This is a genomic window from Salmonella sp. 741265116_PST (genome assembly GCF_046567715.1).
Lineage (GTDB): Bacteria > Pseudomonadota > Gammaproteobacteria > Enterobacterales > Enterobacteriaceae > Salmonella > Salmonella enterica.
This window is the reverse complement of record NZ_JBKFPH010000003.1, coordinates 201,833-227,396: the sequence shown is the minus strand read 5'-3', so window position 1 is coordinate 227,396 and position 25,564 is coordinate 201,833. Positions and strand designations below refer to the sequence as shown.

19 protein-coding genes are annotated in these 25,564 nt (G+C 53.3%); 12 read left to right on the top strand and 7 right to left on the bottom strand.

Annotated features, from left to right (window positions below; translation table 11 throughout):
• Positions 1 to 16: 16 nt before the first annotated feature.
• The 5 genes from ACLD11_RS03840 to ACLD11_RS03820 all read left to right on the top strand — a co-directional run bounded on the left by ACLD11_RS03840 (position 17) and on the right by ACLD11_RS03820 (position 7,668).
• On the top strand, positions 17 to 3,757 hold the full coding sequence (locus ACLD11_RS03840; RefSeq protein WP_411014555.1) for a nitrate reductase subunit alpha: 3,741 nt from the start codon (positions 17 to 19) through the stop codon (positions 3,755 to 3,757).
• A complete protein-coding gene (gene narH, locus ACLD11_RS03835) occupies positions 3,754 to 5,298 on the top strand; it encodes a nitrate reductase subunit beta (RefSeq protein WP_000702587.1) in 1,545 nt (514 codons plus the stop codon). Before ACLD11_RS03840 ends, narH begins: the two co-directional genes overlap by 4 nt.
• Entirely contained in the window at positions 5,298 to 5,993 is a 696-nt protein-coding gene (gene narW, locus ACLD11_RS03830; RefSeq protein ID WP_368371806.1) for a nitrate reductase molybdenum cofactor assembly chaperone, read from the top strand. Before narH ends, narW begins: the two co-directional genes overlap by 1 nt.
• Positions 5,990 to 6,670, top strand: a complete 681-nt coding sequence (gene narI / locus ACLD11_RS03825; protein ID WP_000617106.1) for a respiratory nitrate reductase subunit gamma — start codon at positions 5,990 to 5,992, stop codon at positions 6,668 to 6,670. The genes narW and narI overlap by 4 nt, the downstream gene beginning before the upstream one ends.
• 104 nt (positions 6,671 to 6,774) lie before the next feature.
• Complete coding sequence (locus tag ACLD11_RS03820; protein ID WP_156010648.1) at positions 6,775 to 7,668, top strand: PhzF family isomerase; 894 nt, start codon at positions 6,775 to 6,777, stop codon at positions 7,666 to 7,668.
• 35 nt (positions 7,669 to 7,703) lie between these two features.
• Here the strand turns inward: ACLD11_RS03820 and nhoA are convergent, their stop codons facing one another.
• Positions 7,704 to 8,549 carry an N-hydroxyarylamine O-acetyltransferase gene (gene nhoA / locus ACLD11_RS03815; protein ID WP_411014554.1) on the bottom strand — a complete coding sequence of 282 codons (846 nt, stop codon included), beginning with the start codon at positions 8,547 to 8,549 and terminating at the stop codon, positions 7,704 to 7,706.
• 283 nt (positions 8,550 to 8,832) lie between these two features.
• A complete protein-coding gene (steA, locus tag ACLD11_RS03810) occupies positions 8,833 to 9,465 on the bottom strand; it encodes a type III secretion system effector SteA (RefSeq protein ID WP_183060376.1) in 633 nt (210 codons plus the stop codon).
• A 512-nt stretch (positions 9,466 to 9,977) separates the two neighbouring features.
• Here steA and ansP point away from each other — a divergent pair.
• Positions 9,978 to 11,471, top strand: coding sequence for an L-asparagine permease (gene ansP / locus ACLD11_RS03805; protein ID WP_079811191.1), 1,494 nt, complete (start codon positions 9,978 to 9,980; stop codon positions 11,469 to 11,471).
• 76 nt (positions 11,472 to 11,547) lie between these two features.
• Here ansP and ACLD11_RS03800 read toward each other — a convergent pair whose 3' ends face one another.
• On the bottom strand, positions 11,548 to 11,769 hold the full coding sequence (locus tag ACLD11_RS03800; RefSeq protein WP_079944346.1) for a YgdI/YgdR family lipoprotein: 222 nt from the start codon (positions 11,767 to 11,769) through the stop codon (positions 11,548 to 11,550).
• A gap of 144 nt (positions 11,770 to 11,913) precedes the next feature.
• The gene (locus ACLD11_RS03795; RefSeq protein ID WP_000550641.1) at positions 11,914 to 12,975 is read right to left on the bottom strand and encodes a YncE family protein; all 1,062 of its coding nucleotides are present in this window, start codon (positions 12,973 to 12,975) and stop codon (positions 11,914 to 11,916) included.
• Between the two features lie 263 nt (positions 12,976 to 13,238).
• Between ACLD11_RS03795 and pqqU the strand changes: the two genes are divergently transcribed.
• Positions 13,239 to 15,359 carry a TonB-dependent receptor PqqU gene (pqqU, locus tag ACLD11_RS03790; RefSeq protein WP_411014553.1) on the top strand — a complete coding sequence of 707 codons (2,121 nt, stop codon included), beginning with the start codon at positions 13,239 to 13,241 and terminating at the stop codon, positions 15,357 to 15,359.
• 55 nt (positions 15,360 to 15,414) lie between these two features.
• Here the strand turns inward: pqqU and mcbR are convergent, their stop codons facing one another.
• The gene (gene mcbR, locus ACLD11_RS03785) at positions 15,415 to 16,080 is read right to left on the bottom strand and encodes a colanic acid/biofilm transcriptional regulator McbR (protein WP_058331487.1); all 666 of its coding nucleotides are present in this window, start codon (positions 16,078 to 16,080) and stop codon (positions 15,415 to 15,417) included.
• Between the two features lie 333 nt (positions 16,081 to 16,413).
• The gene (locus tag ACLD11_RS03780) at positions 16,414 to 17,451 is read right to left on the bottom strand and encodes an NADP-dependent oxidoreductase (RefSeq protein WP_411014552.1); all 1,038 of its coding nucleotides are present in this window, start codon (positions 17,449 to 17,451) and stop codon (positions 16,414 to 16,416) included.
• A 211-nt stretch (positions 17,452 to 17,662) separates the two neighbouring features.
• On the opposite strand from ACLD11_RS03780, the gene mddA reads away from it, so the two are divergent.
• Both mddA and ACLD11_RS03770 read left to right on the top strand, forming a co-directional pair.
• Entirely contained in the window at positions 17,663 to 18,178 is a 516-nt protein-coding gene (mddA, locus tag ACLD11_RS03775; protein ID WP_000155373.1) for an L-methionine sulfoximine/L-methionine sulfone acetyltransferase, read from the top strand.
• Complete coding sequence (locus ACLD11_RS03770) at positions 18,178 to 18,627, top strand: DMT family transporter (protein ID WP_411014551.1); 450 nt, start codon at positions 18,178 to 18,180, stop codon at positions 18,625 to 18,627. The genes mddA and ACLD11_RS03770 overlap by 1 nt, the downstream gene beginning before the upstream one ends.
• Before the next feature lie 4 nt (positions 18,628 to 18,631).
• Here the strand turns inward: ACLD11_RS03770 and ACLD11_RS03765 are convergent, their stop codons facing one another.
• Positions 18,632 to 18,865, bottom strand: a complete 234-nt coding sequence (locus tag ACLD11_RS03765; RefSeq protein ID WP_000018720.1) for a YdcY family protein — start codon at positions 18,863 to 18,865, stop codon at positions 18,632 to 18,634.
• Between the two features lie 223 nt (positions 18,866 to 19,088).
• On the opposite strand from ACLD11_RS03765, the gene srfA reads away from it, so the two are divergent.
• The 3 genes from srfA to srfC are packed head-to-tail and all read left to right on the top strand — an operon-like array spanning position 19,089 to position 25,541.
• Complete coding sequence (gene srfA / locus ACLD11_RS03760) at positions 19,089 to 20,414, top strand: virulence-associated effector SrfA (RefSeq protein WP_411014550.1); 1,326 nt, start codon at positions 19,089 to 19,091, stop codon at positions 20,412 to 20,414.
• A gap of 4 nt (positions 20,415 to 20,418) precedes the next feature.
• Positions 20,419 to 23,400: a virulence factor SrfB gene (locus tag ACLD11_RS03755; protein WP_411014549.1), complete on the top strand. Its 2,982-nt coding sequence runs from the start codon at positions 20,419 to 20,421 to the stop codon at positions 23,398 to 23,400.
• A complete protein-coding gene (srfC, locus tag ACLD11_RS03750; protein ID WP_411014548.1) occupies positions 23,397 to 25,541 on the top strand; it encodes a virulence-associated effector SrfC in 2,145 nt (714 codons plus the stop codon). The genes ACLD11_RS03755 and srfC overlap by 4 nt, the downstream gene beginning before the upstream one ends.
• The last annotated feature ends 23 nt before the right edge of the window (positions 25,542 to 25,564 follow it).

Sequence of the window (25,564 nt, the reverse complement as noted above, 5' to 3'; positions counted from 1 at the left end):
AAGCAGGAGAAATGTCATGAGTAAACTGTTGGATCGCTTTCGTTACTTTAAACAAAAAGGCGATACCTTTGCCGACGGCCATGGTCAGGTGATGCATACCAACCGCGACTGGGAAGACAGTTATCGCCAGCGCTGGCAGTTTGATAAGATCGTGCGCTCAACCCACGGCGTCAACTGCACGGGCTCCTGTAGCTGGAAAATTTATGTCAAAAACGGTCTGGTGACGTGGGAAACCCAGCAAACCGACTACCCGCGCACGCGTCCCGATTTGCCGAACCATGAACCGCGCGGCTGCCCGCGCGGCGCCAGCTACTCCTGGTATCTCTATAGCGCCAATCGTCTGAAATACCCTCTGGTGCGTAAGCGGCTGATAGAACTGTGGCGCGAGGCTCTTTCCCGGCACAGCGATCCGGTACTGGCATGGGAATCGATAATGAACGACCCGCAAAAATGCCAAAGTTACAAACAGGTGCGCGGACATGGCGGCTTTATTCGTTCGAACTGGAAAGAGCTGAATCAGCTCATTGCCGCCGCTAACGTCTGGACAATCAAAACCTATGGACCGGATCGTGTGGCGGGGTTTTCACCTATTCCGGCGATGTCGATGGTTTCTTACGCCGCCGGAACACGTTATCTGTCATTGCTTGGCGGTACTTGTCTGAGCTTCTATGACTGGTATTGCGATCTTCCGCCCGCGTCGCCAATGACCTGGGGCGAGCAGACTGATGTGCCGGAGTCCGCCGACTGGTATAACTCAGCCTACATTATTGCCTGGGGCTCTAACGTGCCGCAGACGCGTACCCCGGACGCGCACTTCTTTACCGAAGTGCGCTACAAAGGCACTAAGACGATCGCCATCACCCCGGACTATTCCGAAGTCGCTAAATTGTGCGATCAGTGGCTGGCACCAAAGCAAGGTACCGACAGCGCGCTGGCGATGGCCATGGGTCACGTCATTTTGAAAGAGTTTCATCTCGATAATCCCAGCGACTATTTCCTTAACTATTGCCGCCGTTATACCGACATGCCGATGCTGGTCCTGTTGGATGAGCGCGCAGACGGCAGTTATGTACCGGGGCGTATGATGCGCGCGTCGGATCTGGTGGATGGACTGGGAGAAGCCAATAATCCGGAATGGAAAACCGTCGCGCTCAACAGTACGGGCGAACTGGTCGCGCCCAACGGTTCTATCGGTTTTCGCTGGGGTGAAAAGGGAAAATGGAACCTGGAACCGGTGGCGGCGGGCGCCGAAACTGAACTGTCGCTCTCTTTACTCGGTCAGCATGATGACGTGGCGGGTGTCGCCTTCCCCTATTTTGGCGGTAACGAAAACCCACATTTCCGCAGCGTGCGGCAGGAACCGGTGCTGGTACGTCAGTTGCCGGTGAAACGCCTGGCTCTGGCGGACGGTAGCGAGCGGATGGTCGTCAGCGTTTACGATCTGGTGCTGGCTAATTATGGGCTGGATCGTGGTCTGGATGACGGCCATAGCGCCAATAATTATAACGACGTAAAAGCCTACACGCCGGCCTGGGGCGAACAAATTACCGGCGTGCCGCGTCGACATATCGAAACTATTGCGCGTGAATTTGCCGAGACCGCCCATAAAACTCACGGTCGTTCGATGATCATCCTCGGCGCGGGAGTGAATCACTGGTATCACATGGATATGAATTACCGTGGGATGATTAATATGCTGGTGTTCTGCGGCTGTGTTGGACAAACCGGCGGCGGCTGGGCGCACTATGTCGGCCAGGAGAAGCTGCGGCCGCAAACCGGCTGGCTGCCGCTGGCCTTCGCGCTGGACTGGAATCGCCCACCGCGTCAGATGAACAGTACCTCGTTTTTCTACAACCATGCCAGCCAGTGGCGCTATGAAAAACTGACTGCGCAAGAATTACTCTCGCCGTTGGCCGATCCGGCTAAATTTTCCGGACACCTGATCGATTTCAACGTGCGCGCGGAACGTATGGGCTGGCTACCCTCGGCACCGCAGCTTAATCTTAACCCGCTCAGCGTGAAAGCGAGCGCCGATAAAGCCGGGCTGTCTGCGGCGGATTATACCGTGCAGGCGTTGAAATCAGGCGCTATCCGTTTTGCCTGCGAACAGCCTGACAGTGGTCATAATCACCCACGAAATTTATTTGTCTGGCGCTCTAACCTGCTCGGCTCCTCCGGGAAAGGTCATGAGTACATGCTCAAATATCTGCTGGGCACCGACAGCGGTATCCAGGGCGAAGCGCTGGGCTCCAGCGAAGGAATTAAGCCTGAAGAGGTGGAATGGCAGTCCGCCGCGATTGAGGGCAAACTCGATCTGTTGGTCACGCTTGATTTCCGTATGTCCAGTACCTGTCTGTTTTCCGATATCGTCTTGCCGACCGCCACCTGGTATGAAAAAGACGATATGAATACCTCGGATATGCATCCGTTTATCCACCCCCTTTCCGCCGCGGTCGATCCTGCCTGGGAATCCAAAAGCGACTGGGAGATCTACAAAGGTATCGCCAGCGTCTTTTCTGAAGTGTGTGTCGGACACCTCGGACAGGAAACCGATGTGGTGTTACACCCGCTCCAGCATGATTCCCCGGCGGAACTGGCGCAGCCATTTGATATTCTCGACTGGCGTAAAGGCGAGTGCGAACTTATTCCGGGCAAAACCGCCCCCAATATCGTCGTGGTTGAACGCGATTATCCGGCCACCTATGAACGTTTTACCTCGCTGGGTCCCCTGCTGGATAAATTAGGCAACGGCGGTAAGGGGATTGCCTGGAATACGCAAGATGAAGTCGATTTCCTCGGTAAGCTCAATTACACCAAACACGATGGCCCGGCGAAAGGACGTCCGCGGATCGACACCGCGCTGGATGCCTCGGAAGTGATTCTTGCCTTAGCGCCGGAAACCAACGGCCAGGTGGCGGTGAAAGCCTGGCAGGCGCTGGGCGAGATGACCGGGCGCGAGCACACCCATCTGTCCATCAATAAAGAAGATGAGAAAATTCGCTTTCGTGATATCCAGGCGCAACCGCGCAAAATTATCTCCAGCCCGACCTGGTCAGGACTGGAAAGCGAACATGTCTCTTATAACGCCGGGTATACCAACGTACATGAACTGATCCCGTGGCGTACGTTGTCGGGGCGGCAACAACTCTATCAGGATCATGCGTGGATGCGCGCTTTTGGCGAAAGTCTGGTGGCATATCGCCCGCCGATTGATACCCGCAGCGTCAGCGAAATGCGAGAAATTCCGCCCAACGGCTTCCCGGAAAAAGCGCTTAACTTCCTGACGCCGCACCAGAAATGGGGAATTCACTCCACCTACAGCGAAAACCTGCTGATGCTGACGTTGTCGCGCGGCGGACCGATTGTCTGGATCAGCGAAGTCGATGCCCGTGAATTGGGTATTGAAGATAACGACTGGATTGAAGCCTTCAACGCTAATGGCGCCCTTACCGCTCGTGCGGTGGTCAGCCAGCGCGTTCCGCCGGGTATGACCATGATGTACCACGCCCAGGAGCGAATTATGAATATTCCGGGCTCGGAAGTGACCGGGATGCGCGGCGGGATCCATAACTCCGTGACCCGGGTCTGTCCAAAACCGACGCATATGATCGGCGGCTATGCGCAACTGGCTTACGGCTTCAACTATTACGGAACCGTGGGTTCGAATCGCGATGAATTCATCATGATCAGGAAGATGAAAAACATTAACTGGCTGGATGATGAGGGCCGGGATCAGGTACAGGAGGCGAAAAAATGAAAATACGCTCACAGGTTGGGATGGTACTGAATCTCGATAAATGTATTGGCTGTCACACCTGCTCCGTCACCTGTAAAAACGTCTGGACCGGGCGTGAAGGGATGGAATACGCATGGTTCAATAACGTCGAAACTAAACCGGGTATCGGCTATCCCAAAAACTGGGAAGACCAGCAGGAGTGGCAAGGCGGTTGGGTTCGTGATGTTAATGGCAAGATAAGGCCCCGTCTGGGCGGCAAAATGGGGGTAATTAGCAAAATTTTCGCCAACCCGGTGATTCCGCAAATCGATGATTACTATGAACCCTTTACCTTCGATTATCAGCATTTACATAATGCGCCGGAGAGTAAGCATCAGCCCACTGCCCGCCCTCGTTCACTGATTGACGGAAAACGGATGGACAAGGTGATCTGGGGGCCAAACTGGGAAGAGCTGCTCGGCGGCGAGTTTGAAAAACGCGCCCGCGACCGTAACTTCGACAACATACAAAAGGAGATGTACGGTCAGTTCGAAAACACCTTCATGATGTACCTGCCGCGCCTGTGCGAACACTGCCTGAACCCCAGTTGTGTCGCCACCTGCCCAAGTGGCGCTATTTATAAGCGTGAAGAAGACGGCATCGTGCTAATCGACCAGGATAAATGCCGGGGCTGGCGTTTGTGTATCAGCGGCTGCCCGTACAAAAAAATCTACTTTAACTGGAAGAGCGGCAAGTCTGAGAAGTGCATATTTTGCTATCCGCGTATTGAATCCGGCCAGCCGACCGTTTGCTCGGAAACCTGCGTCGGGCGCATCCGTTATCTTGGCGTTCTGCTCTACGACGCCGACAGGATTGAAGACGCGGCCAGTACCGAACACGAGACGGATTTGTATGAACGTCAGTGCGATGTGTTTCTCGATCCGCACGATCCGGCGGTCATCGAGGAGGCGCTTAAACAGGGCATCCCGCAAAACGTCATCGACGCCGCCCAACGGTCGCCGGTGTACAAAATGGCGATGGACTGGAAGCTGGCGCTTCCGCTGCACCCGGAATACCGTACCCTGCCGATGGTCTGGTACGTACCGCCGCTGTCGCCCATCCAGTCATACGCCGACGCGGGCGGGTTGCCGCACAATGGCAATATTCTGCCGGCGGTGGAGACGCTGCGTATTCCGGTTCAGTACCTGGCCAATATGCTCAGCGCGGGCGATACCGGTCCGGTCATTCGGGCGCTAAAGCGGATGATGGCGATGCGCCACTACATGCGCTCGCAGACGGTTGAAGGCGTGACGGATACCCGCGCGATTGACGAAGTGGGTCTGAGCGTACAACAGGTTGAAGAGATGTATCGCTACCTGGCGATTGCCAATTATGAAGATCGTTTTGTCATTCCCACCAGCCACCGGGAAATGGCGCGCGACGCCTTTCCGGAGCGCAACGGCTGCGGCTTTACTTTTGGCGACGGTTGTCACGGCTCGGATACCAAATTCAACCTGTTCAACAGTAGCCGTATTGATGCCATCAATATCACCGAAGTGCGTGATAAAGCGGAGGGGGAATAATGCAAATCCTCAAAGCGATTGGCCTGTTGATGGAGTATCCGGACGACGGGTTGTGGGAATGTCGGGATGAGGCGTTCGCCCTTATCCAGCACGATGCGCCAATGCTGGCCGACTTCACTCGCGAGCTGCTTTATGCGCCGTTACTGGATAAACAAGCAGAATGGTGCGAAGTGTTTGACCGCGGGCGCGCCACTTCATTGCTGTTATTCGAGCATGTTCATGCGGAGTCCCGCGATCGCGGCCAGGCGATGGTCGATTTGTTAAGTCAGTATGAAACCGTGGGCCTGCAGCTCAACTGCCGCGAACTGCCGGATCACCTGCCGCTCTATCTGGAGTACTTAAGCGTGTTGCCGGAAGCGGAAGCGCGCGAGGGATTACAGAATATTGCCCCTATTCTGGCGCTGCTGGGCGGTCGTCTGAAACAGCGAGGAGCGCCGTGGTATCAACTGTTTGACGCCCTGCTGACGCTGGCGGGCAGCCCACTGACAAGTGACAGCGTCACTAAACAGATTGTTCAGGAATCGCGGGATGATACCCGTCAGGCACTGGATGCCGTCTGGGAAGAAGAACAGGTGAAGTTTATCGAAGATAACGCCACGACCTGTGACAGTTCACCGTTACACCATTATCAACGACGCTTTAGCCAGGACGCGGCACCGCAGTACGTCGACGTCAGCGCGGGAGGCCCGAAATGATACAGTACCTGAACGTCTTTTTTTACGACATCTACCCCTATATTTGCGCCACGGTATTCTTCCTCGGCAGTTGGCTGCGCTATGACTACGGACAATACACCTGGCGCGCGTCGTCCAGCCAGATGCTGGATAAGCGTGGGATGGTGATATGGTCGAATCTGTTCCATATTGGCATTCTGGGGATCTTTTTTGGCCATCTGTTTGGGATGCTGACGCCGCACTGGATGTATGCCTGGTTCCTGCCGATTGCGGTAAAACAGCAGATGGCGATGATCCTCGGCGGCGTGTGCGGCGTATTAACGTTGATCGGCGGCGCGGGATTACTGTGGCGTCGTCTGACCAATCAGCGTGTGCGGGCGACATCCACTACACCAGATATTATCATCATGAGCATTTTGCTGATTCAGTGCCTGCTTGGCCTGAGCACCATTCCGTTTTCGGCGCAATATCCGGATGGCAGCGAAATGATGAAGTTGGTGGGCTGGGCGCAAAGTATTGTCACCTTCCGCGGCGGGTCTTCGGAAATGCTGAGCGGTGTGGCGTTTGTTTTCCGCGTTCATCTGGTGCTGGGAATGACTATTTTCCTGCTCTTCCCGTTCACCCGTCTGGTTCATGTCTGGAGCGCGCCGTTTGAGTATTTCACCCGTCGCTACCAGATTGTTCGTACCCGCCGCTAATTCTCTTTGCCCGGGGATACGCTTACCGGGCAAAGAAAACGCCTGGGCGTCGTCATTCGGCAACGCACAGGCTATGATGATTCTTCAGTCAAAGGAGAACATCAATGAAACCGCAGATTTACCATGTTGACGCCTTCACCAGCGAACCCTTTCGCGGCAACTCTGCTGGCGTTGTCTTACATGCGGATACGCTAAGCGACGCGCAGATGCAGCTGATTGCCCGTGAACTTCGTCACTCGGAAACCGCCTTTTTGCTAAAAAGCGAAGAGAGTGATGTGCGCATACGCTATTTTACACCGACAGTAGAAGTCCCCATCTGTGGTCATGCCACCGTGGCCGCGCATTATGTTCGGGCAACGGTACTGGGGTTGGGAAACACCACCGTCTGGCAAACCTCGTTAGCGGGCCGTCATCGCGTTGAAATTCATGCCGAACACAACGACTATCGCATCACGCTGGAACAAGGTCAGCCCTCTTTTGAACCACCGCTAGTCGGAGAGATTCGGGCTGCCATCATCGCCGCGCTGAACCTGACTGAAGATGATATCGTGCCGGGAGCGCCAATTCAGGTGGCTTCAACAGGACATGCAAAAGTGATGATCCTGCTCAAACCAGACGTTGATATTGATGCCCTTTCTCCGAATCTGGCAGCCCTGACGGCAATCAGCCAGCAAATTGGCTGTAACGGCTTTTTTCCTTTCCAGATTCGTCCGGGAAAAAACGAAACCGATGGGCGAATGTTTTCTCCGGCGATAGGGATTGTGGAAGATCCGGTAACGGGAAACGCCAATGGCCCGATGGGTGCATGGCTCGTCCATCATGGCCTGATGGCGCATGACGGTAAAACGCTGCAGATTCAAGGCCATCAGGGGCGCGCTTTAGGCAAAGAGGGTACTGTTGATGTTACCGTCACCATTCGCGATAACCAGCCGGAAAACGTCACCATCTCCGGCCAGGCGGTCATTTTGTTTCATGCCGAATGGGCCATTGCTTTTTAATCTTTGTCAGGCCCGCAAATCCTCGCGGCAAAAAATTATTTTCCCGCCTCCGGATGGGTATCAAATGCAGCCATTACCGCGGCCAGCTCCGCCTCAGTAAAACCGTGCTTTACATCATTTACGCCGAGACCAAACTGCTGCTGAAGTAACTGATACAACGACGGTACATCCGGTACATTGACCTGTTCAACGGCATGTCCCTGGTGGTAACGCGTGAAGTGGAAATTCGTTAATGTCAGCTTGCCGCCATCAGGCAAATGGCGGCACATCAACAAATGATGACGAAAATGGGATTGCGGCCAGTGAGCCGACCAGAAATTGCCCATCACATGATCGCTCTGCTGCTGCACCCCCAGATCAAAACAGTACATCGACTGCCAGTGCCCATGGTGGAGGAATTGTAAAATCCATGTGCCCCCCTCCTGCATCAGGCGGTATTCGCCATGCGGCGTCTGCTGGGCAATTTCGGCCTGCAGACGAAGCGGCGCGGTTAGCGTTTGGCCACCAAACCCCACGTCAGCGATCCACTGCTCATCCTCAACATCAACCAGCAGCAAACGGTGCGTGCGCGGCGGTAAACTGGCGGGATGAGACAGAATGACACGCCCCAATAAGCTTCGGACGTTAAAACCGATGTCGCGTAACGCACGTTCAAACAGACCATTCAGTTCAAAACAGTATCCACCGCGTCGGGCATAAAGCAGTTTCTCCTCTAATGCCGTCTCATCGAGCTGTATTTCACGAGGCAGTAGCACATCCAGATTTTCAAAAGGAATCGCGCAGTTGTGCGCTAAGTGAAGCGTTCTGAGCGCTTCAACCGTAGGAACCCCCAACGGCTGACAATTTAATCGCGTAAAATAAGCATGTAAAAAAGAGGTCATCTGAGGCTTCCATTAACATTAATGCTTGTGTTCGGCACACAGGCTGAGGTGGATATCGCTGCGCAACAGGATACCCTATCCGTGGAATAGCGTTGGATACTTTTGAAAAAATAAGACAGGCCGGCTACAGCCGCCGGAGGTACGTGGGATTTTGGCCTACAAACGGAAATCGGGTGCTGAGAATCTCTTTGCGACACGCCGCCAAAATAGCGGCGTGTTAAAATTTTTAACGCCAGCTCAGCGAGTCTGATTTCTAACAAAGCTGGCTAAACATAAACGCTTTTTAATACTTGTCCAAATAGTTATGGTAGCGAGATTTTATGTCGGCCGCCCATTGCGCTTTCGCCTCGCCCATGCTGTTGGCCCGAGCGATATAATATTCTAAACTCGGAATGGCACCTGATGCCTGTGGTAAGGCATTATATTCTGCTATTCGTTCTCTGACGGTTTTATGGTCTTTATCAATATCATAAGCATAGTACGCTGGCGCCTCAAAAAAGCCCTCTTCCAATCTCATACAAATATCTTCAAAGGCCCCCTTAACTTCAACGGTATGTTCGCCATCCGATATCCTGACGATTGGCTCACGTCCAGCCATCAGCGAGAGTTGTTCGAATGTTAACATCCGACCATCAGAAAGCTCGACATCTATAGTAAACAGTCCATCACGTACAGCATCAGCAAGATGATTATGGATATTCCCTGCATTGGCACAGAACTCCTCAACTTTAGGCGTAACATTGCAACAATGTTCAATTACTCGCGTAAATCCGTAGGCCAGTCCTGCGGTAAGTACCCACAAGATGCCTTTCATGATTTTTGTTGATAATTTATTTTCATAATCTCCTGCAGCAACATGAGGTAGTTTATTTCCTGATAATGCCCTGGCATAGGTAGAAACTGATGTATGTGGCATATCATACTCCTTCAAATTTTGCTCAATAGCTTTATATGTCCTACTCCTCTCTCATTATAACGATATGTCAATCAACAAAATTGCTCAAAGGCATACATTTTCAGGAGAAAATGAGAATAACAGGCGCAACGGCCTTACCTTATGCTGCTGCAATATCGTCAGGTAGTTTACCGTTCGAGGTTATATCTATGACCATAAATCCCACCAGGGATTAGCGCTGGTTAATTATTGCGCAAAGTAATCACTGCGGATTTGTGCTGGCGTCTTATCTGGCTGAATCGTGACCACACCGCACCACATCTGACCACACAAATAAACTCGACATCCTCATTTTGTTCTTTCCGTATGTTTTGCGTCATTTAACAATTGCAGGTAGGATGCTCCGCCGGCGGTTTTATCCCTGTCACAGAATCAGGGAAAAGCGGCATTCGCCATTGCAGGCAATCGATTGGTGAGCGCCCGTCGCGGCATAAGGAATTTTTCTGTCAGGACAGGCTACAACAGGTAACGTAATGAAAACACAGACTACGCACGCCGCAGAACAACATGCGGCGAAACGACGCTGGCTGAACGCCCATGAAGAGGGGTATCACAAAGCGATGGGGAATCGTCAGGTTCAGATGATTGCTATCGGCGGCGCGATTGGCACCGGTTTATTTTTAGGCGCAGGCGCCCGATTGCAAATGGCCGGACCGGCACTGGCGCTGGTCTATCTGGTATGCGGCATTTTTTCTTTTTTCATTTTACGCGCGCTGGGCGAACTGGTATTGCATCGCCCTTCCAGCGGGAGCTTCGTCTCCTACGCCCGTGAGTTTTTGGGTGAAAAAGCGGCCTACGTCGCAGGCTGGATGTACTTTATTAACTGGGCGATGACCGGGATCGTCGATATCACCGCAGTGGCGTTATATATGCACTACTGGGGCGCATTTGGCGACGTTCCGCAATGGGTGTTCGCGCTCGGCGCGTTAACCATTGTCGGTACCATGAACATGATCGGCGTAAAATGGTTTGCCGAAATGGAGTTCTGGTTCGCGCTGATAAAAGTACTCGCCATTGTTATCTTCCTGGTGGTAGGCACGATTTTTCTCGGTACCGGTCAACCGCTTGAGGGTAATGCCACCGGTTTTCACCTGATTACAGATAATGGCGGCTTTTTCCCGCACGGCCTGTTGCCCGCGCTGGTACTGATTCAGGGCGTGGTGTTCGCCTTTGCGTCGATTGAACTGGTCGGTACCGCCGCTGGGGAATGCAAAGATCCACAGACGATGGTGCCAAAAGCCATCAATAGCGTGATCTGGCGTATTGGTCTTTTCTATGTAGGATCGGTCGTATTGCTGGTTTTACTGCTGCCGTGGAACGCCTACCAGGCGGGGCAAAGTCCGTTTGTCACCTTCTTTTCTAAACTTGGCGTGCCTTATATCGGCAGTATTATGAATATCGTGGTGTTAACCGCCGCGCTTTCCAGCCTGAACTCCGGGCTTTACTGTACGGGGAGAATTTTACGTTCAATGTCGATGGGGGGTTCCGCGCCGAAATTCATGGCGAAAATGAGCCGTCAGCATGTGCCCTATGCGGGTATTCTGGCGACTCTGGTGGTTTACGTGGTCGGCGTGTTCCTGAATTACCTGGTCCCCTCCCGTGTGTTTGAGATCGTTCTTAATTTTGCCTCGCTCGGCATTATCGCGTCGTGGGCGTTTATCATGGTGTGCCAGATGCGTTTACGCCAGGCGATAAAAGAAGGCAAAGCCGCAGACGTCAGTTTTAAACTGCCCGGCGCGCCTTTTACCTCCTGGCTAACGCTGCTGTTTTTACTAAGCGTGCTGGTACTCATGGCGTTTGACTACCCGAATGGAACTTACACTATCGCCTCGTTGCCGCTGATCGCCATTCTGCTGGTCGCCGGCTGGTTTGGCGTGCGACGTCGTGTGGCGGAGATCCATCGCACTGCGCCAGTGACGGCGGATTCGACAGAGAGTGTCGTATTGAAAGAAGAAGCAGCGACATAACATTCCCCTTCCCCGGCAGTCCCAGGCCTGCCGGGTTTAATGCGCGTTGCCGCCAACACCGCATCGCGCCCAATGCTTAGTCAGCCTTAATCAACTGCGCCACATCATTGCTGTTAATTTCCCGCTGGTTGCCTTCCTGATCGGTATAACTGGTCATCCCCGTCTCTTTATCTAACTGCGGCTTACCCTGAGTTACGATCGTTTGCCCATTCTTCGTCGTCATCACATAGTTGGTTGTGCAACCCGCAAGCATAAAAAACATTATGCCCAAACCTGAGCATATAAATAACTTTTTCATATTTTCCTCGTGAATATAATGAGTTAACTACAGCAAAAAAGCAGTGTAATTCTCACAGAATCATCAGGCTATCGGCGGGGTGTAACGAGGCGTATCGGTGCGTTTAAAGAGATGACTGGAGGGGTTTCCCCCTCCATACCCTATTTACAGAGCAATGCGAATAACATCATCCGGCTGCGTCGCTTCCTGTTCACGTGTCGATTTCTGCTTCACGCTGACGTAGAGCGTTTTACCGTCTGCCGATAGCGCCAGGCTATTCGGGTACGTCGGCGTATCGAACGTTTTAACAACGTTATAGGTCTTCGCATCGATCACGCTGACCTGACCTGCCTGACGATGCGTCACATAAGCCTCGTTACGTGTCGGGTTAAACAGGACGGCCAAAGAGGCAGGCGCCGCGATTTTGGCAAGAATATTGCCATTACGGGTATCGACAACCAGAACCTCAGTCGCCTTCGAGTCGGTGATAAACGCGCGATGACCTGCGGTATCGAGACTCAGGTTAATAAAGAAGTGTTCTTTACCGTCATCCAGCAACTTCTTACGACTGAGAATTTTATTGCTGGCGGTATCGATGGTGATAAATTCGCCATCCGCATTGGTGGTGTACAGGCGTTGCGCTTTACTGTCGAGCGCCAGACCCGTACTCATTTTGCCGGTATTTTCGATCGTCGTTTTCAGTTTGATGGTTTCGCCATCCACTACCCAAATAGCACTCTCTTTGCCAACACCGCTAATGTAGATCGTGTTGGTAGACGCATCGGCAACCAGCTCACGGGGCTGTAACGGACGAACCTCTTCAGTACGTTTGCGCGCATCAAGTACCAGACGACCTTTTACATCACCCGTTTTGGCATCAATCGCGGTAACAGCGCTGTTAATGGTATTGCCAAACCACAGCGTTTGGGTCGCGGCATTGATGGTGGCGCCGAACGGCTTGAGATCGTTATGAATCGCTTGCGTGATTTCCAGCGTCACCGGGTCGAGACGATAAACTACGCCGCCTTTATCCAGTTTACGGCTTTGCGATGTAGCCAGCCAGAGCGCGTTTTCTTGCTGACTCCAGGCCATCTCATAAGCGCCTTTGCCTACCGCTTTACGCAGCATGTCTTCCGCCGCCAGCGTGCTAAATGAGGATGCGACGAGGAGCGAACCTAACAATAAAGAACCACGCAGGCGCGGCGAAAAAAGATGACGTAAGTGCATGACGACTCCCTTTGATCAAAACGTGTATAGCTGCTTCACACTACTTCACTGCGCGGGATCTTCGTTCCGCACTTATTATAAGTTGAGAATAATAATCATTATTTATCAGAAAGTGGAGCTTTTCCTCGCCTGTGAATGTCATGGCGCTTAAATACCGCACATTTTCTTAACTTAATGTGCGATTAAAATTTCAAAACTTTACATATTGACTACCCTTAATGTCACGTTTTCCGTTGATACGCTTACATTTATCCAGCATTTTCATGAAAATTATTTCCGTTAGACAGCGACTTTATCCCGCCCTCTTATTGCCTCTGACCTTTTCCCCGGTCCTTCAGGCCGCCAGCGCGCCCAATGAACAAACCATGATAGTCACCGCAACGCCGCAAACCGTATCCGAACTGGATACACCTGCCGCCGTTAGCGTCATTGAGGGAGAAGACATGCGTCTGGCGACGCCGCGCGTCAATTTATCTGAGTCTTTAACCAGCGTCCCGGGATTGCAGGTGCAGAACCGGCAGAACTACGCGCAGGATCTGCAAATCTCTATCCGTGGATTTGGCTCGCGTTCCGCCTTTGGCGTGCGCGGCATTCGTCTGTATGTTGATGGCATTCCCGCCACCATGCCGGATGGACAAGGCCAGATTTCGAATATTGATATTAACAGCATACAAGACGTTGAAGTGTTACGCGGCCCCTTCTCAGCGCTATACGGCAATGCTTCCGGCGGCGTGATAAATGTCACCACTGAAACCGGGAGACAGCCGCCCACCCTTGAGGCCAGCAGCTACTACGGCAGTTATGGAAGCTGGCGCTATGGGCTAAAAGCCACGGGCGCGATGGGTGACGGCACACAGCCAGGCGACGTGGATTACACGGTATCGACTACCCGTTTCACCACCCACGGCTACCGCGATCACAGCGGCGCGCAAAAAAATCTGGCTAATGCCAAACTGGGCGTGCGCCTTGACGATGTCAGTAAACTCTCGCTGATTTTTAATAGTGTAGACATTAAGGCGGACGATCCCGGTGGACTGACCGAATCTGAATGGAAAGCCGATCCGCAACAGGCGCCGCGCGCTGAACAGTACAATACGCGTAAAACCATCAAACAAACTCAGGCAGGATTGCGTTATGAACGTCAGCTCAGCGCGCAGGATGATATCAGCGTGATGGCCTACGCCGGAGAGCGGGAAACCACGCAATACCAGTCTATTCCCCTGGTGGCACAGCTAAAACCAGCCCAGGCTGGCGGCGTAATTACACTGCAACGCCACTATCAGGGCATTGATTCCCGCTGGACTCACCGGGGAGAATTAGGTGTGCCGGTCACCTTCACTGGCGGAGTAAATTATGAAAATATGAGCGAAAACCGCAAGGGTTACAATAACTTCCGCCTCAACAACGGCACCCCTGAGTTTGGGCATAAAGGCGATTTACGCCGGGATGAGCGTAACCTGATGTGGAATGTCGATCCTTACCTGCAAACCCAGTGGCAGCTTACGCAAAAACTCTCGCTGGATGCTGGCGTGCGCTACAGTTCCGTGTGGTTCGATTCTAACGATCACTATATCGCGCCCGGCAATGGCGATGACAGCGGCGACGCCAGCTATCACCACTGGCTACCCGCCGGATCGCTAAAATATGCATTAACTGACGCCTGGAATCTCTATCTTGCTGCCGGTCGCGGGTTTGAAACTCCCACTATCAATGAGCTTTCTTATCGCGCTGACGGCCAAAGCGGGTTCAACTTTGACCTCAAATCGTCGACCAATGATACGGTGGAAGTCGGCAGTAAAACGCGGATTGGCAATGGCTTGTTGACCGCCGCGTTATTTCAAACCGATACCGATGATGAAATTGTCGTCGCCAGCAGTATGGGAGGACGCACTACCTACAAAAACGCGGGCAAAACGCGCCGCCAGGGCGCAGAGCTTTCGTTGGACCAGCGCTTCGCCGGCGACTGGCGGGTGAAAGCATCATGGACCTGGCTGGATGCGACCTATCGCAGTAACGTTTGTCAGGGGCAAAACTGTGATGGAAACCGGATGCCCGGCATTGCCCGTAATATGGGATTCGCCTCATTAGGTTTTATCCCGGATGAGGGGTGGTACGCCGGAACAGACGTGCGGTATATGGGCGATATCATGGCCGATGATGAAAATACCGCCAAAGCGCCTTCGTATACCGTTGTTGGACTGAATACAGGGTATAAATTTAATTACAGTCAGCTTACCGTCGATATTTTTGGGCGGGTAGATAATCTATTTGATAAAGAATATATCGGTTCGGTGATCGTTAATGAATCTAATGGCCGATATTATGAGCCAGCGCCAGGGCGTAACTATGGCGTGGGGATTAATCTGGCATGGCAATTTGAATAAATATCCGGCAAATATCCGGCAATAGCGGGGAGCCCCCGCTATTGATAAGCCATAGTTACATGACGTACTGATTTTTAATCGTCGCTACGTTTTGTTGCAAAACGTTCTGTAAGCAGTGGCGGCTGCCTTCTTTATCACCAGCCACTAACGCATTAAGCAATTTTCTGTACAGATTAACGCCGTTTTGATAATCATCAAGTTTAAAATTATCATATAAAAAATGCAGGCCCGGACCCAGGCGTACCCATAATTGCTCGATCATGGCATACAGCGTTGGCATATCCGCGTAGTGGTAGATCTCAAAGCGGAATGCGCGGTTGGCCAAAAGAATTTTCTCCATAACGCCACTTTCCAGCGCCTGTTGAAATTCATCTAATAGCGCATTCAGCGTCTGCTCGCGATCTGGGGTAATCTTACCCGCAGCGGCGACCACCGCCATCTCCTCCAGGGCAGTACGAATCGTATTAATTTCCAACAAACTTTCCAGCGAGATCTCCGGCACCATAAACGCCTGCGCTGGCGCCACCGCCAAAGCACTGGAAGAGACCAGCCTTAACAGGGCCTCACGCACCGGCGTAATACTGACGCCTAACTCTTGAGCGATATTTTTAGTGATAAGCCTTGCGCCTGGTTTTAATGCGCCAATAGACAATTGATGCTTTAACCGATTTTCAACCTGTGTGGTCAGGCTTATATGTTGTGTTTTTTCCGTACCCGGCATTTTCCTTCCTTCACCTCTTGGCAGAACAACATCGCAATCGAGTCCCGAAGAAGTTTCGGAACTTAATTGTAAAAAAGATAATCCAGGCCTGAACGGCCAAATAAATAAAAGTGATAATTTACTTGCGTGATATTCTCATCTTTTACAACAATACAGGTTTCTTTATGGCAACCGTTTTATCTCCGTCATTCCTTCATGTATCGAGATTTTTGACCGGTTCAGGCCGCTGAGGGAGATAAGCTGCCCCACCGCGATCTGAATGATGAATATAAGTAAAGCCGGAATTTTAAAATTTGCACATTTTTATGGCGACATAATGCCGCCATTTTTTCTTTACGCATCGTCCGCTAAACGTATCACGACTTTGCCAAAGTTCTTCCCCGCCAGCAGTCCCATAAACGTTTCTGGCGCATTTTCCAGCCCATCAGTAATCTGCTCCCGATAATGTATTTTCCCTTCTTTGATCCAACGCCCCATTTCTTGCTGAAACTCATGTATCCGGTGACCATAGTCCTGGTTGATGATAAAACCTTGCAGACGAATACGCTTTTTAAGTAATGTCGCCATCAGCAGTGGCAGTCTGTCTGGACCGTCCGGCAACGCTGTCGCATTGTAGCCGCTGACCAGACCGCAGAGCGGAATCCGCGCCGACGTATTCAGTAGCGGTAAGATGGCGTCAAAGACTTTACCACCGACATTCTCATAATAGATATCGATACCCTGCGGGCAGGCCTGCGCAAGCTGTTGTGGGAAATTATCAGCGTGATGATCAAGACACAGATCAAATCCCAAAACGTCTGTCGCATGACGGCATTTTTCCGCGCCGCCAGCAATACCCACGACCCGGCAGCCCTTCAGCTTGCCAATTTGCCCAACCGTTGCGCCTACGGGGCCAGTGGCGGCGGCGACAACCAGCGTTTCGCCCTCTTTCGGCTGGCCGATATCCAGTAACCCCATATAGGCGGTAAATCCCGGCATTCCTAAAATACCCAGCGACCAGGAAGGATGTTGCGGATTATCACCCAGCTTTACCAACCCTTCGCCATCTGAAATGTCATAATCCTGCCAACCATTGTAACTCAACACCCATTCGTCCGGTCGGTAATCAGGATGGTTTGACGCAACAACGCGACTGACCGTACCGCCAACCATAACGCAGCCAGGTTCAACAGGCGGCGCATAAGAGGGTTCATCGCTCATGCGGCCACGCATATAAGGGTCGAGTGATAAAAAAACGGTACGCAATAGCACCTGCCCTTCACCGGGCGTCGCGACGTCATCTTCTTCGAGGCGGAAGTTATCCATCTGCGGCGCGCCGTGGGGACGCGAGGCCAAAACCCAACGACGATTTCGGTTGGTCTGTTGCTTCATTCTATTCTCCTCATGCCTGGCATAATCCATCAATAATAGTCGAACATTAGCTTTCTGAGGGAGTTAAACACTCTCAGATATCAGGCTGTGCGCTTTTATGAACGACTTTCTCCCCCTCCTCGCTAAACATGAATTCTTGCGCTAATTCGTTGATTTATGCCGCCTTCAATAGTATTTCTAACACTATCGTAAACATTCCCTGGGGTTCCCTATGACGATTCGCTTTGCCGATAAAGCAGACTGCGCCGCGATTACCGAAATCTATAACCATGCGGTATTACATACTGCGGCCATCTGGAACGATCGGACGGTCGATACGGATAATCGCCTTGCCTGGTATGAGGCCCGTCAATTACTGGGCTATCCGGTGCTGGTAAGCGAAGAAAATGGCGTGGTGACTGGCTATGCATCATTTGGCGACTGGCGCAGTTTCGACGGTTTTCGCTATACCGTCGAGCACTCGGTTTATGTTCATCCTGCGCACCAGGGGAAAGGACTGGGGCGAAAACTGCTCAGCAGACTGATCGACGAAGCCCGACGCTGCGGCAAGCATGTGATGGTAGCCGGCATTGAGTCACAGAATGCCGCCTCGATACGCCTGCATCATTCACTGGGATTTACCGTCACCGCGCAAATGCCGCAGGTCGGCGTAAAATTTGGCCGTTGGTTAGATCTTACGTTTATGCAGCTCCAGCTTGATGAACACGCCGCGCCGGACGCCTGCTGATGAACCAGTCGCTGACGCTTATCTTTTTGATCACCGCCGGCGTCGGGCTGGTGGTACAAAACAGTATTATGGTGCGTATTACGCAGACATCATCGACGATTCTGATCGCTATGCTGTTGAACTCGCTGGTAGGGATCGTTTTATTTGTGACGATATTGTGGTTTAAGCAAGGCGCTACGGGCTTCGGCGAGCTGGTCGCCAGCGTTCGCTGGTGGACATTGATCCCCGGTCTGCTGGGGTCATTTTTTGTATTTGCCAGCATTAGCGGGTATCAGAACGTTGGCGCCGCGACGACTATCGCGGTACTGGTCGCCAGTCAGTTAATCGGCGGACTGGCGCTGGATATCGCGCGTAGCCACGGCGTCACGTTACGCGCAATGGTCGGGCCGGCGTTTGGCGCGCTGTTGCTGGTCATTGGCGCATGGCTGATTGCGAAGCGCCAGTTTTAATGGGTTACAGGATCGTGCCGCCTTTGGTGAGCTGCTCGCGGCGCGCGTCCCGATCTTCTTGATATTGCCTGCCGTGATGCGCGATAGCCGTGCGTAAACGCTGCTGCTGCACATAACGATCTTCGCGACGTAATTCAGCGTCATCGCTCAAGGCAATCAGCAATTCATTCATATGGGCAATTACGCTCTCCGCGATGGCGGCATCCACGCGGGCGCTCACTTCCTCCAGGTGCGACATAAGCTCTCCTACTCTTTATTCTGTAACAGCATGATTCGCCGATTATACGCGTTATTGTCGCCCGATGCGGTAATTCGCCGCCGCCATCCTGATTTAACTTACGTCAAGTGAAAACACGGGGCTTAATAGACCGAGAATTCGCGCCTTTTTGCCTTTCTTCCGCCGTTTGCTTGCGTATAGACCCCGTAAAGTAGACGCGTGAAGAAGTCTAAGGGATAACAACGTGGCAAAATCTCTCTTGCGCAGCGGCAATCTGGATGATTATCAGGCCGTGGGCGGCGGCGGTCAGGCCGTATTTGAATCAGCATTGCAAATTCGCGAAACGCTTCGTCTGCGTAAACAGCAGGCGATGGTTGACTGTCTGGCGATTCCACAACTTAACGATAATGGCGATCGGGTTGACTGGTATTCGCCGATTGAAGGTCAGGCGATAGCGTGGAAAGCGGCTGACGAAGAGACACGTTCTCGGGCTTTACGTTATTTAGCCAGCACTTTTGAAAGCGCGGCTGCACTCAGTCGCAAAAGTCTGCAATCCGGTAAAACAGCGCTCCAGCTATTTGGGTCGCTACTTGAGAAAGCGACGCAATTTCCCGGCGAAAATCATGTTTTCCTGGTTAACGGCAAACCGGTTATCACCTTCTGGGGATTCGTTAATCTCAACGAAAATACACGCGATGATGTGCTGGACTGCCTGCGGGTCACCGAGGCAATCCCCGACATCCCTCTGGTCGAGCCGGAGCCACAGCCCGAAGAAAAGCCGCTGGTAGAGGCGGCGTTTAGTCAGGCGGATGAACCTTTGTTAACGTCTGTCATTGAGCCGCCGAAAATGCCGGAGGAACCTGTTGCGCCGCCCGTTATCGTTAGCGAGCCGAAGCCTGCCACACCCATCCCGGTTGCTGAGGCGAAAAGAGCTCGCCGTCTACCGCTGTGGAGCTTACCTGTCGCTGCCGTGGTTATCGCCGCCGTCGCCACGCCTTTTTTCTGGCCATCTTCATCCGTTGACGGGGCCTCTCCTGTTCGCGCCGCGCCTGTCGCTACCGCGAAAACTGACGTTACCCCATTGCCTGAACTCACCGCGCATTTGCCGCTGCATCGCGCTGAGGTGACGCCCGCCCCCAAAGCGGCGCCGCTGCCGGAAGCGCCTGTTATCATTGCCGCTATCCCCAAAGACGCGCTGGTGATGGACAATACGCAGATGAAGCTTGGAACCACGCGCTTTTTAAACGGTAGCTGGCGGGTCAGCGTGGATGTCAAAGATCCGATTACCGGCAAGCCGCCCTCTCTGCGTTATCAGATCCAAAATAACAAAGGTATCGCGCGCGTAGTACATGGCGATAACGTAGTTTGTCGGGCGGAAATTTTCTCTGGTCTGCATCAAACGGGCGAGCTGATGATTAAAAGTCGCGGCAATGCGCGCTGCACCGACGGTTCACGTTATCCGATGCCGGAAATTACCTGTAAAGCAGGCGTCAATGACGTCGCAACCTGTACCGCCCGTTATGGCGACCACGCGGCAATTCCGTTGACGTTTAAAAAGATAGGTGCCTGATTTTATGTTGGTCAATCTGTGTGATTACAAACAGAGCGTCACGCTCATTGCAAACAGCGGCGTCCAGTTTCTTGACTTTGGCTTAACGCCGCAAGAGTCGGCCCGCTACGGACGTTTTGTGCGCAAAACGGCAAACGGCCCGCTACTGCGCCTCGATTTTGATCTGACCAGCGGGCGCTACACGTTGCCTGGACGTGCTGGCGGCCAACCCGAAGTCGTGAAACCGGAAAGCACTCAGACGCTGCACTATTCTCTGGATGTACTCGACGGAATCTGGCTCCCCCTGCCGTTCCTGCGTTTTAATCCGCCGCGTACCTTTATTGACGGGCCGGATAACTGGGCGCGCATTCAGGTACGTAAACTCAGCGAGCCAGATAGCGCCGGAAACACACACCGCATCACCCTCGCCTTCGACAGTCAACTGGCAAAAAATATGCCTGCGGCGTTGGCACCTTGCGAAAACGATCTGCTCAATGGCACACGTTTTGCGCTCGCCTGGCGCGATGAAGAAGTTGCCGATTTTCTTGACCAGACATGGATTGACGGCTGGCTGCGCGAGTCGTTTCTTCAGTATGCCTCACAGGTGGAAAACCGTTCGGAACAGGCCATACAACAAGCGCTGCGTAGCTTTGAGTATCAGGCGCACTGGTTGAATTTACTGACGCTGTTAGGCGAACAGCTTACGGTGCCGGAAGTAAAGTTTGTGACACATACGTTAAGCACGCCCGCAATCCCGGTCGATCTGATTCTGGATGTCGGCAATACGCATACCTGCGGCGTATTGATCGAGGATCATGGCGATGCGAATGACGGGTTACGCCAGACGGCAGAGCTTCAGGTGCGTTCTTTAAGCGAGCCGCAGTATCTGAACGATCCTTTATTTACCAGCCGGGTAGAATTCTCAGAAGCGCGCTTTGGCAAGCAACACTTTTCTGTCGAAAGCGGACGAGACGACGCTTTTGTCTGGCCTTCGATTGTGCGTGTGGGCGACGAGGCTCGCGCCCTTGCTATGCAGCGTGTGGGCACCGAAGGCAGCAGCGGCATCTCCAGCCCGCGCCGCTACCTGTGGGATGAAACCCCCGCCTTGCAGGACTGGCGCTTTAGCCAGATCCACGGTAAAACGCAGCGCGAACCGCTTGCCACCGCGTTTCCGCTGATGAATCTGATGAACGACGACGGACAGCCGTTATTCCGCCTGCCGCATGAAGAAAGGCTACCGGTTTTTTCGCCGCAATACAGCCGTAGCACCTTGATGACGCATATGTTGTGCGAAATTCTGGCTCAGGCGCTGGGGCAAATTAACAGCGTCGCCACCCGGCTGCGACTCGGCTTTCCCGCCTCGCCGCGCCAGCTACGCACCCTGATTTTAACGCTGCCTTCCGCTATGCCGAAACAGGAGCGAGAAATTTTCCGCCAGCGAATGTTTGAAGCGCTGGCGCTGGTCTGGAAAGCTATGGGCTGGCATCCACAGGATGAGGATTTCACCACGCCTAAGCAGCGTGAAAAAAGCGTGGTGCCGGTACCAGAAATACAGATGGAATGGGACGAAGCAAGTTGCGGCCAACTGGTATGGCTTTATAACGAGGCCATTTCGCATTACGCCGGGCGTACCGAATCCTTTTTTAATGCGCTCGCCAGACCGGATCGCCAGCCTGAACCCGGCGTAGTACCCGGACGCGCGTTGCGCGTGGCATCGATTGATATCGGCGGCGGCACGACGGATATGGCGATCGTTCACTATCAGTTAGATGACGGCGTGGGAGCCAATGTAAAAATTACGCCTCATCTCCTGTTTCGCGAAGGTTTTAAAGTCGCCGGGGACGATCTGCTATTGGATATCATTCAGCGCAGCGTACTCCCTTCCCTGCAAACGGCGTTGCAACGGGCAGGCGTTACGGATGCCGCCGCCCTGCTGGCGACCTTATTTGGCGATTCGGGACGAATTGATACTCAGGCCATTTTGCGCCAGCAAACGGCGCTGCAATTATTTATGCCGCTGGGCCACGCGGTACTTTCCTCCTGGGAGCAAAGCGACATTAACGATCCGTTTGCCGGTTTACACGCGACATTTGGCGATCTGCTGATCCGCCGCCCAACGAGCAACGTGATGAACTATATCCAGCAGGCGATCGATCATGCCTTACCGTCTGGTTCGCCGACATTTGATATATTCAATGTGCCGTTGCAAATCCAGTTTAGCCAGCTTCAGGAGGCTCTGCTGGCCGGTCAGTTTACGCTGACAACGCCGCTTCATGCGGTCTGCGAAGCGATCTCCCACTATCACTGCGATATCTTGCTGGTGACGGGGAGACCGACCTGTTTACCCGGCGTACAGGCGCTCATCCGGCACTTACAACCGGTGCCGGTCAATCGCATTGTGTGGATGGATAAGTATCAGGTACATGAATGGTATCCCTTCAGTCAACAAGGGCGTATCGGTAATCCAAAATCCACTGCCGCGGTGGGCGCAATGTTATGCAGCCTGGCGCTGGACTTACGTCTGCCGCGTTTCAATTTTAAAGCGGCTGATATCGGCGCGTATTCGACTGTGCGTTATCTTGGCGTACTGGATAATACCGTTAATACGCTTCGCGATGAAAACATCTGGTATCACGAGATCGATTTGGATAAACCCGGCGCAACGCTGGACGCTCGCCTGCATTTTCCGCTACGCGGCAACGTAACGTTGGGCTTTCGTCAATTGGCGAACAGTCGCTGGCCTGCGACCCCACTCTATTGCCTGAGCATTAATTCCGCCGAACTGGCGAAAACCATCGCAGGCGACGGCGTACTGAATGTGCGACTGAAATTACGCGGCAGTAGCAAAGATAGCGCCCCGGAATCGTTCATATTAAGTGATGCCTGGCTCCAGGACGGGACGCCGGTCGCCGCCGATGCGCTGACATTAAAATTGAATACGCTGGCTGACCGTCGCCACAGCGGCAGCCACTACTGGATAGATAGCGGGAGTGTATACCTGAAATGACAAAACCGTTAAACGCCACCCAGGCTGTTATCGAGTGGGTTAACAACACGCGCCGTTACGCAACGCGACTGGATGACGAAGCCGACGCTCTGCTGGCGCAACTTACGCTTGCCGCGGCGGATGAGTCAGCGCTTAACGCCGCCTGCGCATCACATGGCTGCGTAGGTCTGTACGGGTATGCGCAATCCGCAAAAGCGCATCTGCTAACGACGCTATGCGGTAACGAGAATGGCAAGCTGGAAATTATCACGCCGGACCGTGACTATGATTATTTCAGCCACATCAACCCGGGTCATGCGCCAGCGAATATGGCTATTCGCTTTACGCGCGACATTTTTTCAAACGAGAGCGGCTGGCCGTTGCGCCTGCGCTTGATCAGTGAAGCTGAACTGGTGCAGATCTTTATTGCCTGGACCAGCTCATCCCCCGTTTGTCGCCAGGTCGAAAAATCCATTATCACATCACGCCTGGAGAAATGGCAATCGCTTCGCCAACCGCAGCCCGTCCCCGGCGTTACCGCTGAAGAGGTAGCGACCATCGCGAGTTTCTGGCGCTCTTGTCTTCCGTCCGCCAGACAACATATTGATGATGCGACATGGCAACACTTTGCCTCGCTCTTGCCTGCGCTGGATCTCACGACACGGGCGCACGCCTGGGCCTTACTGTGGGGAGAGCAACCGGAGATCACCCAGCAATGGCTGGCGCTGGCGCATATGTTGCAACAAACCGGCCATGCCGGGGAACTGGCGGCGCCGCTCAGCCTGCTGGTCGATCATTTTGGCTTACCGGCGGAAAACTTCCTGACGCAAACGGCGCTAACCGCCAGCGATACACAAAGCGATGTGGTGGTGCATCCGGTTAAGGAAGGCCGACTGCTCAATGCGGTCAGCCTTTCGCTTGATTCTCTGGCGCTGCTTACCCGCGAACTGGTGCTAACCGTTGAAAACAGCGTACTGGATAACGTTGATTTACTGGATATTCCGGTCGCGCCAGACAGTCATCCTCATCCGTTATGGCGGGCGAAATTAGGCTGGATGCTGGCCCATTACCGTCAGCAGGTACAGCCCGATGTTCTGGTGATTTGCAATGCTCTGGCATCTCGCTCGCAAACGTCCACCGCCGCCCGCCACTTACTGGAGTGGGTTAACGCCACGCAGCCGCAGCATGAATCAGCGTTACCCGGCGTCGTCTGGGCTATTACTCCACAGGATGCCCGTTTTGCCACTCAGCAAAATCTGGATGAAGCCGTCCAGCAGTTGATGGGTAAACCTGGCATGCACTGGGGAACGTTGCAGGCGCTGGATAAACACAGTATGCAGCGTTTGGTGGAGTGGTTATCGCAGGCGACATCGGCACCACAGCGACAGGCGCGCTTACAGGCGTTACGCGAACAACTGCGAGGCCGCGTGCGCGATCTGTTACCGATGTTTGATGACGCGCGGCTACCGGTTGAAACCGTGATCCGGCGTCTTCAGGCCCAGGCCGCCAGACATGGCGACCTGCTGGCCGGGCTGTTACCGCCGGTACAGAATTTCGAAGCGTTACTGCGCACCCGACAGTCACGAGAAGAACAGGTCAGCGGCTTATTTAATGACGCGATCGATCTCTTTGCCGACGAACCAACGCGCGCTTCAGCGTCAGAAGGTCACGAAACGGGCTATCAGGCGCACAAAATGTGGATCAATCATCTGCGCCAGTGGGCCCACTGCCGGGATAATGCGCAGCGTCTGGGACTGGAACCGCAGATGCTCAACGCCGTGGCGGAGATTTTAATTACCGCCAGCTATCGCCTCGGTTTACCTCAGCAGTTACAGAAAACCATGCAGCGCGAGGAGGTGAGCGGCGCGCAGCTTCATGCCATCATTGGTAACTTCATCGCCTGGCTCGGCTACGCAAATATCGAGGAGGCCCAACGCCCGGCCAGCCGCGTTCAGAAAGGCGCAGCCATTTTCGCCGCAACGCCGTGTTCGACAATGTTGCGTCTAACAAAGCTTGACGAACAGCCCGTTCACGCCGCCAGCCGCTATGTCTATGACTGGCTTGTTGCGCTGTATACCCTGGCCAATGAGAACGCAGGATATCGACATCCGCAGGACGTTACCGACGTAGACAGATCGCAATTAATTACCCTGATAGCCTGACCTGGCGGAAAAACCATGCCCGG